The sequence below is a fragment of the Streptomyces sp. NPDC046308 genome, from assembly GCF_055588065.1.
In genome coordinates this window covers 790,532-804,830 of sequence record NZ_JBVJFB010000003.1, presented here as the reverse complement: position 1 = coordinate 804,830, position 14,299 = coordinate 790,532, and the positions used below count along the sequence as shown (strand labels likewise).

General features: G+C 74.2%; 9 protein-coding genes. 2 read left to right on the top strand and 7 right to left on the bottom strand.

What is annotated here, in order from left to right:
• Positions 1 to 162: 162 nt before the first annotated feature.
• Together ACZ6JT_RS17490 and ACZ6JT_RS17485 are read right to left on the bottom strand one after the other, a co-directional pair.
• Positions 163 to 939 (bottom strand): ABC transporter ATP-binding protein, encoded by a 777-nt coding sequence (locus ACZ6JT_RS17490; RefSeq protein ID WP_469210687.1) that lies wholly within the window; start codon positions 937 to 939, stop codon positions 163 to 165.
• On the bottom strand, positions 932 to 1,843 hold the full coding sequence (locus tag ACZ6JT_RS17485; protein ID WP_469210685.1) for an ABC transporter permease: 912 nt from the start codon (positions 1,841 to 1,843) through the stop codon (positions 932 to 934). Before ACZ6JT_RS17485 ends, ACZ6JT_RS17490 begins: the two co-directional genes overlap by 8 nt.
• A 135-nt stretch (positions 1,844 to 1,978) precedes the next feature.
• On the opposite strand from ACZ6JT_RS17485, the gene ACZ6JT_RS17480 reads away from it, so the two are divergent.
• A complete protein-coding gene (locus ACZ6JT_RS17480) occupies positions 1,979 to 2,608 on the top strand; it encodes a TetR/AcrR family transcriptional regulator (RefSeq protein WP_469210684.1) in 630 nt (209 codons plus the stop codon).
• Between the two features lie 243 nt (positions 2,609 to 2,851).
• On the opposite strand, the gene ACZ6JT_RS17475 is transcribed toward ACZ6JT_RS17480, so the two are convergent.
• The 5 genes from ACZ6JT_RS17475 to ACZ6JT_RS17455 form a co-directional block, all read right to left on the bottom strand.
• Positions 2,852 to 5,113: a bifunctional glycosyltransferase/CDP-glycerol:glycerophosphate glycerophosphotransferase gene (locus ACZ6JT_RS17475; RefSeq protein ID WP_469210682.1), complete on the bottom strand. Its 2,262-nt coding sequence runs from the start codon at positions 5,111 to 5,113 to the stop codon at positions 2,852 to 2,854.
• 135 nt (positions 5,114 to 5,248) lie between these two features.
• Positions 5,249 to 6,142: a carbohydrate ABC transporter permease gene (locus ACZ6JT_RS17470; RefSeq protein ID WP_469210680.1), complete on the bottom strand. Its 894-nt coding sequence runs from the start codon at positions 6,140 to 6,142 to the stop codon at positions 5,249 to 5,251.
• Positions 6,139 to 7,431, bottom strand: coding sequence for a carbohydrate ABC transporter permease (locus ACZ6JT_RS17465; RefSeq protein WP_469210743.1), 1,293 nt, complete (start codon positions 7,429 to 7,431; stop codon positions 6,139 to 6,141). The genes ACZ6JT_RS17470 and ACZ6JT_RS17465 overlap by 4 nt, the downstream gene beginning before the upstream one ends.
• A gap of 34 nt (positions 7,432 to 7,465) precedes the next feature.
• A complete protein-coding gene (locus ACZ6JT_RS17460; protein WP_469210678.1) occupies positions 7,466 to 8,830 on the bottom strand; it encodes an ABC transporter substrate-binding protein in 1,365 nt (454 codons plus the stop codon).
• Positions 8,831 to 8,936: 106 nt separating this feature from the next.
• Positions 8,937 to 12,029 carry an FHA domain-containing protein gene (locus tag ACZ6JT_RS17455; protein WP_469210676.1) on the bottom strand — a complete coding sequence of 1,031 codons (3,093 nt, stop codon included), beginning with the start codon at positions 12,027 to 12,029 and terminating at the stop codon, positions 8,937 to 8,939.
• 457 nt (positions 12,030 to 12,486) lie between these two features.
• On the opposite strand from ACZ6JT_RS17455, the gene ACZ6JT_RS17450 reads away from it, so the two are divergent.
• Positions 12,487 to 14,250, top strand: coding sequence for a serine/threonine-protein kinase (locus ACZ6JT_RS17450; RefSeq protein WP_469210674.1), 1,764 nt, complete (start codon positions 12,487 to 12,489; stop codon positions 14,248 to 14,250).
• Positions 14,251 to 14,299: the final 49 nt, after the last annotated feature.

Here is a 14,299-nt window from a genome sequence, read left to right as displayed (position 1 = left end):
GTCATTTCTCTTTTGTTGGTTGGGTGGTAGTTTTTTTCTTGTTTTTTTCCCCCCGCCCGTCGTATGTGGTCCCCCTCTGGTCGTTCCGTGTCCTCCCCCCCCCCCCCCCCCCCCCCCGGCCCGTTGGCGGCTCGCGTGTGAGGCGCGGGCCCGGCGCTGTGTTCAGCGGCCCGCGGTGAAGGCCTCGTACGCGTCGCAGACTTCGGCGGACGGGCCGTCCATGCGCAGGACGCCCGCCTCCAGCCAGATCGCGCGGTCGCAGGTCTCGCGGACCGTGTTGATGCCGTGGCTGACGAGGAAGACCGTGCCGGCCCGTTCGCGCAGCTGCTCGATGCGAGCCTGGCTGCGCCGCTGGAAGGCCGCGTCGCCGGTGGCCAGGGCCTCGTCGATCATGAGTACGTCGTGGTCCTTGGCGGCGGCGATGGAGAACCGCAGGCGGGCGCCCATGCCGGAGGAGTACGTCCGCATGGGCAGCGAGATGAAGTCGCCCTTCTCGTTGATGCCGGAGAAGTCGACGATGTCCTGGTAGCGCTCGTGGACCTGCTGCTTGGACATCCCCATCGCGAGGCCGCCGAGCACGACGTTGCGCTCGCCCGTCAGGTCGTTCATCAGGGCGGCGTTCACGCCCAGCAGGGACGGCTGGCCGTGCGAGAAGATCCGGCCGCGGGCCACCGGCTGGAGACCGGCGATGGCGGCCAGCAGGGTGGACTTGCCCGAGCCGTTGGAGCCGATGAGGCCGATGGCCTCGCCCTTGTACGCGGTGAAGGTGACGCCCTTGACGGCGTGCACCTCGCGGACGCCGGGGGCCGGCCCGCGGGAGAAGATCCGGCTGAGGGCCGCGGTGGCGCCGCCCTTGCGGCTGCCGCTGCCGTGGACCTTGTAGATGACGTGGACCCCGTCGGCGATCACGGTGGGGATCCGTTCTCGGGTATCAGCCACGGCCGTATTCCTCCTCTGCCTTCCAGAAGTAGACGAAGCCGCCGACGCCGGCGAGCAGGGCCCAGCCGATGGCGATCGGCCACACGTGGTGCGGGAGCGAGTGCGCCTGGAAGCTGTCGATGAGCGCGAAGCGCATCAGGTCGATGTAGACGGCCGCGGGGTTGAGCTTGAGCATCGTCAGCACCCAGTGCGGAAGGTCGCCCGTCCTGTGGATCTGGTCGATGGACCACATGACGCCCGAGGAGTACATCCACGTGCGCAGGACGAACGGCATCAGCTGGCTGACGTCCGGGTGCTTGCTGCCGATGCGGGCCATGACCATGGCGCAGCCGGCGGCGAAGACGGCCATCAGCAGGAGCGTCGGGACGGCCAGGAGCCACGCCGGCCCGGGCGTCTGGCCGAAGGCGAGCAGCAGGACGACCAGGGCGCCCATGGTGACGAGCAGTTGCTGGAAGAGCTGGACGACGGTGGAGATCGGCAGGCTCGCGCGGGGGAAGTGCAGGGCGCGGACCAGGCCGAGGTTGCTGTGGACGGCGCGGGTGCCGGCGTTGACGGAGCTGCCGATGAAGTCCCAGACGAAGACGCCGGTGATCAGGAAGGGGAGGTAGTCCGGCACTCCGCTGCTGGCCTTCATCGCGAGGCCGAAGACGAAGTAGTAGACGGCTGCGTTGAGCAGCGGGGTCACCAGGTGCCAGACCTGGCCGAGCTTGGCCGTGCTGTAGGTGGCCTGCATGCGGGCGGTGGCGTACGCCGCCACGAAGTGGCGCCGGTCCCAGAGCTCCGCGACGTAGCGCGGGAGGGAGGGGCGGGCGCCGCTGAGGGTGAGGCCGTGGGCGGCGGCGAGTCGCGCGAGTTCCGCGGAGGGGGCGGCGGGCGCGGGCTTGGGTGCGGTCGCGGTGGTCACAGGGTTCGCTTTCGACGGGGTCAGGGCGTCGGCTGGCGATGGGACGGGTCCGTATCGTCGCTACGGTGAGGTTATGGCGTGCTACGTCGGAACGCAACCGTATCGTCGTGACGTGGGCGCGGCTATGCTCTGTGCATGACCACGGACCCCTCCGCCGCCCCCGCCCCCGCAGCCCCCTCCCGTAGAGCCCCCGCGGGCGCCGCCGTGCTGCGTGAGGACGTGACCGAGGCGATCCGCGAAGCGGTGCTGGAGGAACTGGCCGCGGTCGGGTTCGCGCGGATGTCCATCGAGGGCATCGCGCGGCGGGCGGGCGTCGGCAAGACCGCGGTGTACCGGCGCTGGAAGTCCAAGCTGCACCTGGTGCTCGACCTGATCGGGGCCTTCGCTGCGGACGGCCTGCCGGTCCCGGCGACGGGCTCGCTCTACGGGGACGTACGGGCGCTGCTGGAGGTCATGTCCCACGTGCTGAGGCACCCGGTGGCGTCGGCGGTGATCCCCGACCTGCTGGTGGAGGCGGCGCGGAACCCGGAGATCGCGGACGCGGTGCGGGGGGCGCTGCTGGAGGGGCAGCGACGGGTTGCCGCGGGCATCGTCGGCGAGGCGGTTTCGCGCGGCGAGCTGGCGGAAGGGGTGGACCCGGATCGGGCGCTCGATCTGGCGATCGGGCCGCTGTACTGGCGGCAGGTGGTCGTGGGGGACGCCGTCCCCGGGGGCTATCTCGACGAGCTCGCGCGGTCGGTGGTGGCCGGGCTGCGGTCCGCCTGACCCCGCGACCCGCCTCCCGGGGCTCCGCCCCCGCCCCCGCGCCTCAAACGCCGGCGGGGCTGGGGTGGTACCGGTGGGGCTGGGGTGGTGTCGGCGGGGCCGGGCAGATTCAGCCCCTCCGGCGTTTGAGGAGCGGGGGTTCGGGGGCGGAGCCCCCGCAGCGGCGCCGCGCGCGTGATGTGGCCCCGCTACGAGCGGGGTTCGCGGCGGAGCCGCGCGGGCTATCCGGCCGCCACAAGCCGGTTACGGCCAGAGGTGGGCCAGGGTGGGTTCCTGGGCCGGGGTGGCGGCCGGGGCCGCAGGGGTGGGGCGGCGGTCCGCGAGGGGGGTGATCGCGGGGATCGGGGCCGTCTGGCCCAGGAAGATCCGCCGGACCACGCGCTCCGCCGCGTGGCCGTCGTCGTACGAGCAGAACCGCCCGCGGAACGCCGCCCGCAGCTGCGCGGAGCGCGAGCCCTGCCAGTGGCCGGTGGTGAAGATGTCCACCAGCTCGTCCTGGGTCCGGGCGATCGCACCCGGCGGGCACGACCGCAGGTCGAAGTAGGTGCCGCGGGCCGCCTCGTACGCCTCCCAGTCGTCCGCGTGGATCACGATCGGCCGGTCCAGCACCGCGTAGTCGAACATCAGGGACGAGTAGTCCGTGACGAGCGCGTCCGAGGCGAGGCAGAGCTCCTCCACCGACGGGTGGGAGGAGACGTCCAGCAGCCGCGGGTGCGGCTCCCACGCGCGGTCGGAGTCCGCGTACGTGAGGTGGGTGCGGGCGAGGATCGTGAAGCGCGGGCCGAGATCGCGCAGGACCCGCTCGAAGTCCAGGTGTTCCGGCCGGCTGCGCCGGTAGTCGCGGTGCGTGGGCGCGTACAGGACGGCCGTCGAGCCCGCCGGGATGCCGAGCCGTTCGCGCAGCTCCAGTACGTCCGCGCGGGTCGCCCGGTGGAAGACGTCGTTGCGCGGGTAGCCGTATTCGAGGGTCGTGTAGGAGGACGGGACCGCCTTCTCCCAGACCAGGGTGGAGTGCCGGTTCGCGGAGAGCAGGTAGTCCCACTGGTCGGCGCCGCGCAGCAGACCCGCGAAGTCCGTCGTCGGGGTGGCGGCCGGGCGGTCCTGGAGGTCGAGGCCGACGCGCTTGAGCGGGGTGCCGTGCTGGGTCTGGACCAGGATCTGGCCGGGGCGCTTGACCAGGGCGCGGTCGAAGTTGACGTTCGTGACCAGGTAGGTGGCCCGTGCCAGGGCGGTCCAGTACGCCGCCGATCCCGGGCGCAGCGCCGTCGTCTCCCGGGGCAGGGTCGCCGCGTGCGCCGGGTCGCAGATCCACGCCGTCCGCATCCGGGGCGCCAGCTCCCGCAGCTTGGCCTCGATCGCCGCCGGGTTGCAGGCGTAGCCCCCGTGCCAGTACGCGGAGAAGACCGCGAGCTCCGGGCGCAGCGGGAGCAGGCGCTGGATCCGGTAGTGCAGGCGCCGGGCCGTTTCGCGCAGGCCCTGCCACAGGGTCGAGGCCGCGCGGCCCAGCGCCAGCCCGGCCGAGCGCAGCGCGGACAGCAGCCGGTAGGTGCGCCGGGTGCCCAGCCGCATCAGGGTGTGCCGGACCCGGTCGGTCCGCGACAGGGACAGCGGCAGCGCGGACCTGCCGCCCGGGGCCCGGTAGCGGCGCAGCATCTCGGAGGCCCGGCTGAAGAACTCGGCCCGGCCGGCGCGCGGGAGGCGGCGCGGGTCGGCGTACAGGGCACAGAAGTGCTCGGCCATGCGGCGGTGCACGGTGGGGCGCCAGCGCTCCAGTTCGGGACGGCCGGCGAGGTAGCCGAACACCCGGTCGTACTGGTCGAAGATGTCGAGGTGGCGGCGGCTGGTGGTGGTCAGGATCGAGCCGGTGCGCCGCTGGCGGTAGTGCACGCAGACCCGGTCCAGGACGGCGACGGACTCCGCGGCCAGCAGCGCCGGGTAGGTCCAGGGGGTGTCCTCGTAGAGGCCGGGCGGGAATTCGAGGCCCTCGCGCTCCACGTACTCGCGGCGGTAGGCCTTGTTCCACACCACCATCAGCATGGCCAGCAGCGCCGGGCGGTCGGCGAGCCGGAAGCTGGCCGGGCCCTCCTCGGACAGCCGGTGCGCGAGGCGGTTGCGCACGAGCTCGCCCGACCAGAAGGTGCGCGCGTAGTCGTAGACGAGGACGTCGGGGGAGCCGGTGGCCTTCAGCCGGTCGGTGATGGCCTGCAGGGCGCCGGGGGCGAGGGTGTCGTCGCCGTCGAGGAAGACCAGGTAGTCGCCGGTGGCCCGGGCCAGGCCCGCGTTGCGGGCCGGGCCCAGGCCCAGGTTGTGCGCCAGGTGCACGGCGGTGACCCGGGCGTCACGGGCCGCGTACTCGTCGATGATCGAACCGCAGGCGTCGGGTGAGGCGTCGTCGACCGCGATCAGTTCCAGATCCGGGTACGACTGCGTCAGGACCGAGTCCAGACTCTCCTGGAGGTACGCCTGGACCTTGTACGCGGGCACGATGACGCTGAACCGGGGCACGGCACATCCAGGGGTCGGCGCGGGCATGTTTCCCCCGGCTACCGCTGGGGGAGTGCCCCCAGGAACCCCCGGCGTGGCGTTCGGGTTACGCAGCGTGTGGCAATCGGGTTACGCAGTGTCAACGTCGCACGTCGATCACTTGATCGCGCCGGCCATCACCCCCGTGACGAACTGCCGCTGGAACGCGAAGAAGACGACGAGCGGGACCACCATCGACAGGAACGCCCCCGGCGCCAGCACGTCGATGTTGTTGCCGAACTGCCGTACCTGCTGCTGGAGCGCGACCGTCACCGGCGGGTTCGCCGAGTCCGCGAAGACCAGCGCCACGAGCATGTCGTTCCACACCCACAGGAACTGGAAGATGCCGAGCGAGGCGATCGCGGGCCCGCCGAGCGGCAGCACCACCCGGGCGAACAGCCGCAGTTCACCCGCCCCGTCGAGGCGGGCCGCCTCCAGCAGCTCGCGCGGGATCTCCGCGAAGAAGTTGCGCAGCAGGAACACGGCGAAGGGCAGTCCGAAGGCGGTGTGGAAGAGGACCACTCCCGCCGTGGTCTCGAACAGCCCGATGGCGCCGAAGAGTTCGGACACCGGGATCAGCGCCACCTGTACGGGGACCACGAGCAGCCCGACGACGACGAGGAAGAGCCAGTCCCGGCCGGGGAACTCCAGCCAGGCGAAGGCGTATCCGGCGAACGCGCCCAGGACCAGCACGAGCAGGGTGGCCGGCACGGCGATCGCGACCGTGCTCAGGAGCGATCCGGTGATCGTGTCGTTGGCCAGCAGCCGCTCGTAGTTGCCGGCGGTCAGCCGCGAGGGCGCCGTCAGCACCTGCCACCAGCCGCCCTTGTTGAGGTCGGTGGGGGAGACGAACGAGGAGATGAGCAGCCCGAGGGTGGGCAGCAGCCAGAACAGTGCGGCCAGGACCAGGAACACCCGCAGCGCCCCGCCCGCGGCCCTCCCCGCCAGTCGGCCCACGGTGCTCCCGGCCCCTGCGGTGCTCCCGGTCCGTTCGGGCCCGGACGAACTCATCGGGATCCCTCCTTCCGGAGCCTGCGTATGTTCACGAGCATCACCGGGATCACCAGCACCAGCAGCAGCACGGCGATGGCGCTGCCCAGGCCCGGATCGGCGTCGGTGCCGAAGGAGGTCCGGTACAGCTGCAGCGCGAGCACGTTCGCGTCGTCCTGCACCGCGCCCGGCGCGATCACGAAGACCAGGTCGAAGATCTTCATCACGTTGATGACGAGGGTGACGAGCACGACCGCCAGGACCGGCCCCAGCAGCGGCACGGTGATCCGGCGGAACACCTGCCACTCGTTGGCCCCGTCCACCCGCGCCGCCTCCAGCAGCTCGCGCGGTACGGCCGCCAGCCCGGCTCCGATCAGAACCATCGCGAACCCGGCCCACATCCAGACGTACGCCCCGATGACCGCCGGGGTGATCAGCGTCGGGCCGAGCCACTGCACCCCGCTGTACGCCTCCCGGAAGTTGGCGGCGGGCAGCCGCAGCAGCGCCCCGTCGGCCTTCGCGGACAGGGTGAAGGTGCCGTCGGCGCGGGCCGTGGCCGTGTCGACGACCCGGCCGTCCTTGACCGCCTCGATCCGCATCCCCGCGAAGGCCGACTCGGTCGGGTCGACCGCGTTCGTACGGCCGCCCCCGCCGCGGGTGAAGTCCTGCCAGGCCGTTCCGGTGACCTTCCCCGGCTCGGGATCCGCCGCCTTCGCCGTCCGCGTCCCCTCGGGCAGGGACTCCGGGGCCACGCCGACCAGCGGCAGCAGCACCGGGGTGCCCGCGCGGACCGGGTCGCGCGTCACGAAGGCGCCCCCGCCGGCGTCGGCGAGCGGCGAGTCCCGGCCCGGGCGCGCCTTGGGGAAGGCCGAGGACTCCGCGAAGGTGTCGTGGACCCCCACCCAGACCGCGTTGGCGACGCCCCGGTCGGGATCGTGGTCGTAGACGAGCCGGAAGATGATGCCCGCCGCCAGCATCGAGATCGCCATCGGCATGAACACCAGCAGCTTGAACGCCGTACCCCAGCGGACCCGTTCGGTGAGCACGGCGAAGATCAGACCGAGGGCGGTGGCCGTGGTCGGGGCGAGCACCACCCACACCGCCGTGTTCTTCAGGGCGGTGCGGATGGTGTCGTCGCTCAGGATCTCCCGGTAGTTGTCGCCGCCGACGAACGTGCCTCCCGAGCGGTCGAAGAAGCTGCGGTAGAGCGAGTAGCCGATCGGGTGCACGACGAGCGCGCCGAGCAGGACGAGGGCCGGCAGGAGGAACGCCGCCGCGACCAGACGGCGGCGCCGGGCCTCCGCGGACAGCCCGCGGCCGGCCTTGACCGAGGCCGTCACGGGCCTAGTTCCCGTAGGCCTTGGCCGCGTCCGCCTCCAGTTTCGCCTGCGTGCCCGCCACGTCCGACGGGTTCGCCAGGAAGTCCTGGAGCGCCTTCCACTCGCCCGCGCCCGGGGTCCCGCCGAAGGCCGCCGGGGCCTGGTCCGACATGTCGAAGCGGAAGTCGTCGCCCGCCGCGATCAGCGCCTTCGCGATGTTCCGCTGGATGTCGTTCGGATAGGCGGCCGGGTCCACCGCCTTGTTCGGGGAGACGAAACCGCCCTCACGGGCCTGGATCTGCGCCGCGTCCGCCGAGGCCAGGAAGGTCAACAGGGCCTGCGCGCCCTTCGAGGGCTTCAGCGCGACCGCCACGTCACCGCCCGAGACCACCGGGGCCTTCCCGCCGACCGCCGGGAAGGGGAAGACCAGGGCGTCCTCGCCCACCTTCGCCTCGGTCTGCGCGATGTTCACCGCCACGAAGTCACCCTCGAAGACCATCGCGGCCGCCGGCCGGTCGCCGCCGGTGAAGGTCTGCGTCACCGACTTCGGGAACTCCGTGGACAGCGCCCCGCTCGACCCGCCCGCCAGGAAGTCCTTGCGCCCGAACAGCTCGCCGAGCGTGGTCAGCGCCTGCTTGACGCTGTTGTCGGTCCACTTGATCTGGTGCTTGGCCAGCTGGTCGTACTTCTCCGGGCCCGCCTGCGAGAGGTAGACGTTCTCGAACCAGTCGGTGAGGGTCCAGCCGTCCGCGCCCGCCACCGAGACGGCGGGCGTACCGGAGGCGGACAGCGTGTCGGCCGCCGTGATCAGCTCCTTCCAGGTCGTCGGGGGCTTGACCCCGGCCGCCTCGAAGGCCTTTGCGTTGTACCAGATCAGCGACTTGTTGGCGGCCTTGTAGTACACGCCGTACTGGGTGCCGCCGACCGCGCCGAGCGACTTCCAGCCCGCCGAGTAGTTCTTGTCCAGCTGCGCCTGGGCCTCCGGGCCCACCGGCTGCGCCCACTTGTTCTGCACGGCCGAGACCAGCGCGCCGACCTGCGGCAGCAGCGCCACGTCCGGCGGGGCACCGCCCGCGATCTTCGTGCCGAGGAAGGTGACGATGGGGTCCTGGGCCGGGACGAAGGTCACGGTGGCCCCCGTCCGCTTCTCGAACTCCTTCAGTACCTTGGTGAAGTTCGCCTGCTCGGGACCCGTCCAAACCGCGGCGACCTCCAGCTTCTCCCCGTCCAGCTTCGGTAACTCCACCTGCGGCCCGGTCGGACCCGCGGCCTTCGGCGGGTCCGTCTTCTCCTCCGTGCCGCTGTCGCCGCACGCGCTGAGCGCGAGCGCGCCCGCCGCGGCGAGAGCCGTCCAGATGAGTGTCGTACGGCTCGTTCCGTGCCTGCGCATGGTTCTGCCCCCGATGCCCGTGGTGTGTCCCGGACCACAAGGTCTACGCCGACCCGCGCGCCCCCGCAATACCGCGTCGCGGGGGCGGTCTTGAGCGCCGGAGGCGTCAGGGAGCGGGCGGGAACGGCACGGGTATCGCCGAGACCAGGTGCGCGGCCCGCTCCAGGGCGCTGGCCAGCAGCGCGAGGTCGGTCGGCCCGTTGCCCAGTTCGCGCACCGGCCGGCGGGCCGGCGGATCACCCATCCGCTCCCACTCCACCGGGACCACGGTCGGCCTCGAGGTCGCCGTCCGGGGGATCCGTCCGGTGACCCGGCCGGCCTGGAACGGGACCGTGCGGCCGTCCGCGTGCCGGAGCAGGCCGCGGCCGGGCCCCGGCTGGTCGGGGGCGTCGAGCTCCACGCGCAGGGCGGTCAGCCGGGCCGGCCCGGTCCCGGCCGTGCGGTCCGGGCGCGCGGTCGTGGCCACCAGGTGCACGCCGAGCGGGGCACCCTCGCGGGCGACGGCCTCCAGAGCGCGCACCACCGAGCCGGCGGCGGGCCGGCCCGTACTGCCGAGTCCCGGCGCGACCAGGGCGTCGAGGTCGTCCACCAGCACCACCAGGCGGGGCAGCGGGCTCGGCCCGGCCGGGTCCGTACGGGTGGTCGAGGCGCGGAGCCGGAGCGTGCCGGTGCGCTGCGGCTCCAGGTCGCCGCGCAGCTCGCCGGGGGTGGGCCGGCGGGGCGAGACCATCCGGTCGGAGACCTCGCGCCGGGCGTGCCACTCGGCGAACGGCAACCCCTCCAGCAGCTCGGCGCGGCGCTTCAGCTCCGCGCCCAGCGCCTGCGCGAACTCCCGCATGCGCACGGGGTCGGAGGCGACCAGGTGGGCGCAGACGTGCGGGAGGTCGGTGCAGGGCAGCAGCCCGTCGCCGCGCTCACCGCCGGCCCCGTCGAGGAGGAGCAGCCCGAGCCGGTCGGGCCGAGCGGCCGCGGACAGCGACGCGGCCACCGACCGCAGCAGCTCCGTCCGCCCGCTCCCGGCGGGCCCCTCGATCAGCAGGTGCGGGCCGTCGTGGACCAGCTCGGTGCCGACGGGGCCGCGCCGCCCGCTGCCCAGCACGATCTCGGCGAGGCCGCCCGTGCCCTGCCCCTGGTCGGTGGCGGCGGCCCAGCGGGCCATCAGGGAGGCCGGGGTGGCCCGGGCCAGCCCCAGCTCGTCCAGCAGCCGGGCGGTCGCGGGCAGGGTGGCGGCGGACGGCCGGTACGGAGCCGCGGAGCAGCCGTCGGTGGTGCGCAGGGGCGCCAGCGCCCGCGCGAAGCGCTCGGCCCAGGCGGCGGAGACGGCGTCGGCGGTGGCGGTGCCCCCGGCCGGCACCGGCCGGCCGCCGCTGACCGCGAAGGTCCGTACGGCCGTGGCCACCTCCCCGCTGAGCAGGGCGACCGCGCCGCAGTCCCGGAAGGCGGGGTTGCCCGCGCAGGCGGCCTCGTACGTCTCGGCGACCGGCGAGGCGGCGGTGGCGGCCGGGGCCTCGGCGAGCGCGAGCACGTGGATCCCGGCGGCCGGGCCGTGCGAGGCGAGCCGCCCGGTGATGTCGCGCAGCGGGCCCGCGCCGGGATCGCCGTCGAGGACGACGAGCGTGTGCGGGCCGTCGTAGACGGCGGCGGCCCGGCGGACCTGCCCGGCGTCGGCGGCGGCCCAGTGCACGCCGAGGGGACCGTCGTCCAGGCGCCGGGTCAGCTCACCGGTGCGGGCGACGGCCTGGTCGCGGTCGTAGGCGAGGAGGAGCCGGCAGTCCTGGCCGTGCGCGGGCCGTACGTGGGGCAGCCAGCCGAGCCAGCCCCAGTCGCGCCGCCGCTCGGCGAGGCCGCGCGCCCGGTCGGTGGCCACGAGCACGATCTCGAGCTGCCCCGGCGCGTGCAGCCCCGCCAGTTGGGCGACCACCCAGCGGGCGACCCCGGTCAGCCGGGCCCGGGGGCCCGCGACGCCGAGGGCGCCGACCTCCGGCAGCGACACCCGGCTCCCGGCGCCGAGCCCCACCTCCAGCGCCCGGGCGTGGCCGGGCTGTCCGGGCGTACGGGACCACAGGCGCTCGGTGGGTCCCATCGCGGCCAGCAGCAGCGCGGCCGGGTCGTCGGGGTCGGGGGCGGCGGCCGTGGGCGCCGACTCCGGCGCGGCCTCGGCGAGGTCGTCCCCGCGCACCCACTTGCGGGCCCAGGCCCCGAGTCCCTTGCGGCGGCCCGCGGGGGCGACGGCGCCTGCGGACGCGCGGCCGTCACCGGCCGGACCGAAGGCGTCCGGCGGTCCGGCGGGAGTTCCGGGGCGCGGCCCCGGGAGCGCGTCGGCCCCGCCCGGGCCGGCGCCCGTCCACCCGGCTCCGGCCGGGGCGTGGGGCCCGCCGGAACCGGCCCGCCCGGCTGCTTCGGCCGGTCCGTGCGGCCCCGTGACGCGTCCGGCTCCGCCGGAGCCGTCCGGCGCCGGGCCGGCGGTGCCCGTCGGGCCCGGGCCGGCGGGTGCGGGGAGCGGGCCCGAGGGCGTACCGGCGGCGCCCGACCAGCCGGGGGCGCCCGCAGGGGGCGGGACCGAGAGGTGGCCCTCCTGGTCCGGGGTCACGGTCAGCGGGGGCGTCGCGCCCGCGGGCGCGAGCCGCAGGGTGGACTCGCCGACCCGCAGCAGCGCACCCGGCGGCAGGGCGACGGGCTGGGGTCCCACGGGGACGCCGTCCAGCGTGGTGCCGTTCGTCGAGTCCAGGTCGGCCACCGCGACCCGCCCGTCGCGGATCACCGTGACCGCGCAGTGCAGCCGGGACACGTCGGGGTCGTCCAGCGGGACGTCCGCGTCGGCGGATCTGCCCACCCGGATCTGTCCGCTGTGCAGCAGGTGAACCCCGCCCGCGTCGGGTCCGGCGACGACGTGCAGCTGGGGGGCGCCGAGGCCGTCCTCGGGCAGCACGTCCGGCACGGGCCCGTGCAGGGCCAGGACCGCGCCGTCCACGAGCGGCGGCTCGCCCAGCACCCGCCGCTGGAGGTCGAGGCGTTCGGAACCGGCGTAGAGCACGACCGTGCCCCCGGTGTCGGGTCCGCCGACGGTCGCCGCGAGGCCGGAGGCGACCGCGGCCAGGGCGGTGCCGGCCGGGGCCGTGACGAGCACGTCACAGCTCGCGGGGGCGGTCGCGGTCTGGTGGCCGCTGCGCGACCCAAGGACGGTCAGCCGGATCTGCATCGCCGTCAGCGGTCCCTTCTGCGCGGTGCGCGGTGTGTGCGCCCGGCAGGGGATTTCGGGACATGGCTGCCCGATCGCCCCCCACCCGGCACGGACGCGTCGTCCGGTCAGGTCTGCCGGAAGGCGGGGCTCCCGTCCCGTGCCGTTCCGTACGGGTGCATCCTCGCACCTGTCGCGGACAACACGCCCGGCACCCACCAAGAAATGATCTTGATCGGTCGCGACGGGCGCGGACCTCGACGGGATACGGACGGCCGGCGGGGGAAAGAGGCGGAAAAACGCCACGGGCATACCCCGCGAACATCACCCTCCGTACATATGTGCGGCAACCAACCTCCGGCGACCGGCGTCTTCCCGGGGGACACCCCCTAGAGTGGGCCGGAAAAACAACCAGCGGATCGACCACCACTCGACCACCGGTCGACCACCAACAGACGACAGCAGGGGAGCGCGAGACGTGCGGCCAGTCGGCAGTAAATACCTGCTCGAGGAGCCGCTCGGGCGCGGCGCCACGGGCACCGTCTGGCGCGCCCGCCAGAGGGAGGCCGCCGGCGCGGAGGCGGCCGTCGCCGGACAGCCCGGCGAGACCGTGGCCATCAAGGTCCTCAAGGAGGAGCTGGCCCAGGACCCCGACATCGTCATGCGCTTCCTGCGCGAGCGCTCGGTCCTGCTGCGCCTGACCCACCCCAACATCGTGCGCACGCGCGACCTCGTCGTGGAGGGTGATCTGCTCGCCCTGGCCATGGACCTGATCGACGGTCCGGACCTGCACAAGTACCTCCGCGAGAACGGCCCCTTCACGCCCGTCGCCGCGAGCCTGCTGACCGCCCAGATCGCGGACGCGCTCGCCGCCAGCCACGCCGACGGGGTGGTCCACCGCGACCTGAAGCCCGCCAACGTCCTGCTCGACGAGCGCGGCGGCCAGATGAAGCCGATGCTCACCGACTTCGGCATCGCCCGCCTCGCGGACTCCCCGGGCCTGACCCGCACCCACGAGTTCGTCGGCACCCCCGCCTACGTCGCGCCCGAGTCCGCCGAAGGCCGCCCGCAGACCTCCGCCGTCGACATCTACGGCGCCGGCATCCTCCTCTACGAGCTGCTCACCGGACGCCCGCCGTTCGGCGGCGGCTCCGCCCTCGAAGTGCTCCACCGGCACCTCAGCGAGGAGCCGCAGCGCCCCTCGACCGTGCCCGAGCCGCTGTGGACGGTCGTCGAGCGGTGCCTGCGCAAGGAGCCGGGCGAGCGCCCCAGCGCGGTGAGCCTGGCCCGCGGCCTGCGCGTGGTCGCCGCCGGCATCGGCGTGCACTCCTCGGCCGTCGAGGTGGAGGCCGCGCTCGGCGTGGGCGCGCTGCTCGCGCCCGACCCCTCTCCGGCGCCGGTCCCCGACACGCCAGGTGCGGCCGACCCGACCCAGGTGCTGCCCGCCGGCGCCGGCTCGCCCCTCGGGGCGTACGACCCGAACGCCATGACCAGCGTCATGCCGCCGGTCGGCGCGGCCGACGCCACCTCGGTGCTGCCGAGCGCGGGGGCCCCCGGGGCCGATCCGACCTCGGTCATGCCCCCCGTGCAGCAGCCGGACCAGCCGCACCCGTGGCAGTCGCAGATGCGGGCCGCCCGCGACCGCAACGAGCAGACGCAGGTCCAGTACCTCGACCCGAACGACGACCCCCTGCGGCGCCGCCCGCAGCGGCAGGCGCCCCCGCCGCCGCAGCACCGGCCCCAGCCGCAGCAGCAGCCGTACCGGCAGGGTCCGCCGCCCGGGCAGCAGTACCAGCAGCAGCCTCAGCAGCAGTACCGCCAGCCGCAGCAGCCCCAGCAGCAGTACGCGCCTCAGCCGCCGCCGCAGCACTACCAGCCGCAGCAGCACCAGCCGTACCCGCAGCAGGCCCAGCCCCAGTACCGTCAGCCGCAGCCCCAGCAGCAGCCCCCGCAGGCTCCGCCGCCGCAGCGGCCGGCCCGGGAGCCGCGCGAGCCGCGCCGCCGCAGCGCCAACCCCGTGCGCATCCCCGGCCTCGGCTGCCTCAAGGGCTGCCTGGTCGTCATCCTGCTGTTCTTCGTGGCCGGCTGGCTGGTCTGGGAGCTCACCCCGCTCCAGGAGTGGGTCGGCACCGGCCGGGGCTGGTGGGACCAGCTGTGGACCTGGGGCTCCGACGCCGTCGACTGGGTGAGCACCGTCGGCGACTCCGCGGGCTCCGCGTCCTCGGGCTCGACAAAGCCCTGAGACGGGGCCCGAAGAGCCGACTTCGTGGATTTGTCGACTTCTGAGGGGT

Excerpts from the sequence above, each read along its gene's own strand:
- ACZ6JT_RS17480 (WP_469210684.1), top strand. The coding sequence starts at position 1,979 with ATGACCACGGACCCCTCCGCCGCCCCCGCCCCCGCAGCCCCCTCCCGT.
- ACZ6JT_RS17470 (WP_469210680.1), bottom strand. The coding sequence starts at position 6,142 with ATGAGTTCGTCCGGGCCCGAACGGACCGGGAGCACCGCAGGGGCCGGG.
- ACZ6JT_RS17460 (WP_469210678.1), bottom strand. The coding sequence starts at position 8,830 with ATGCGCAGGCACGGAACGAGCCGTACGACACTCATCTGGACGGCTCTC.
- ACZ6JT_RS17455 (WP_469210676.1), bottom strand. The coding sequence starts at position 12,029 with ATGCAGATCCGGCTGACCGTCCTTGGGTCGCGCAGCGGCCACCAGACC.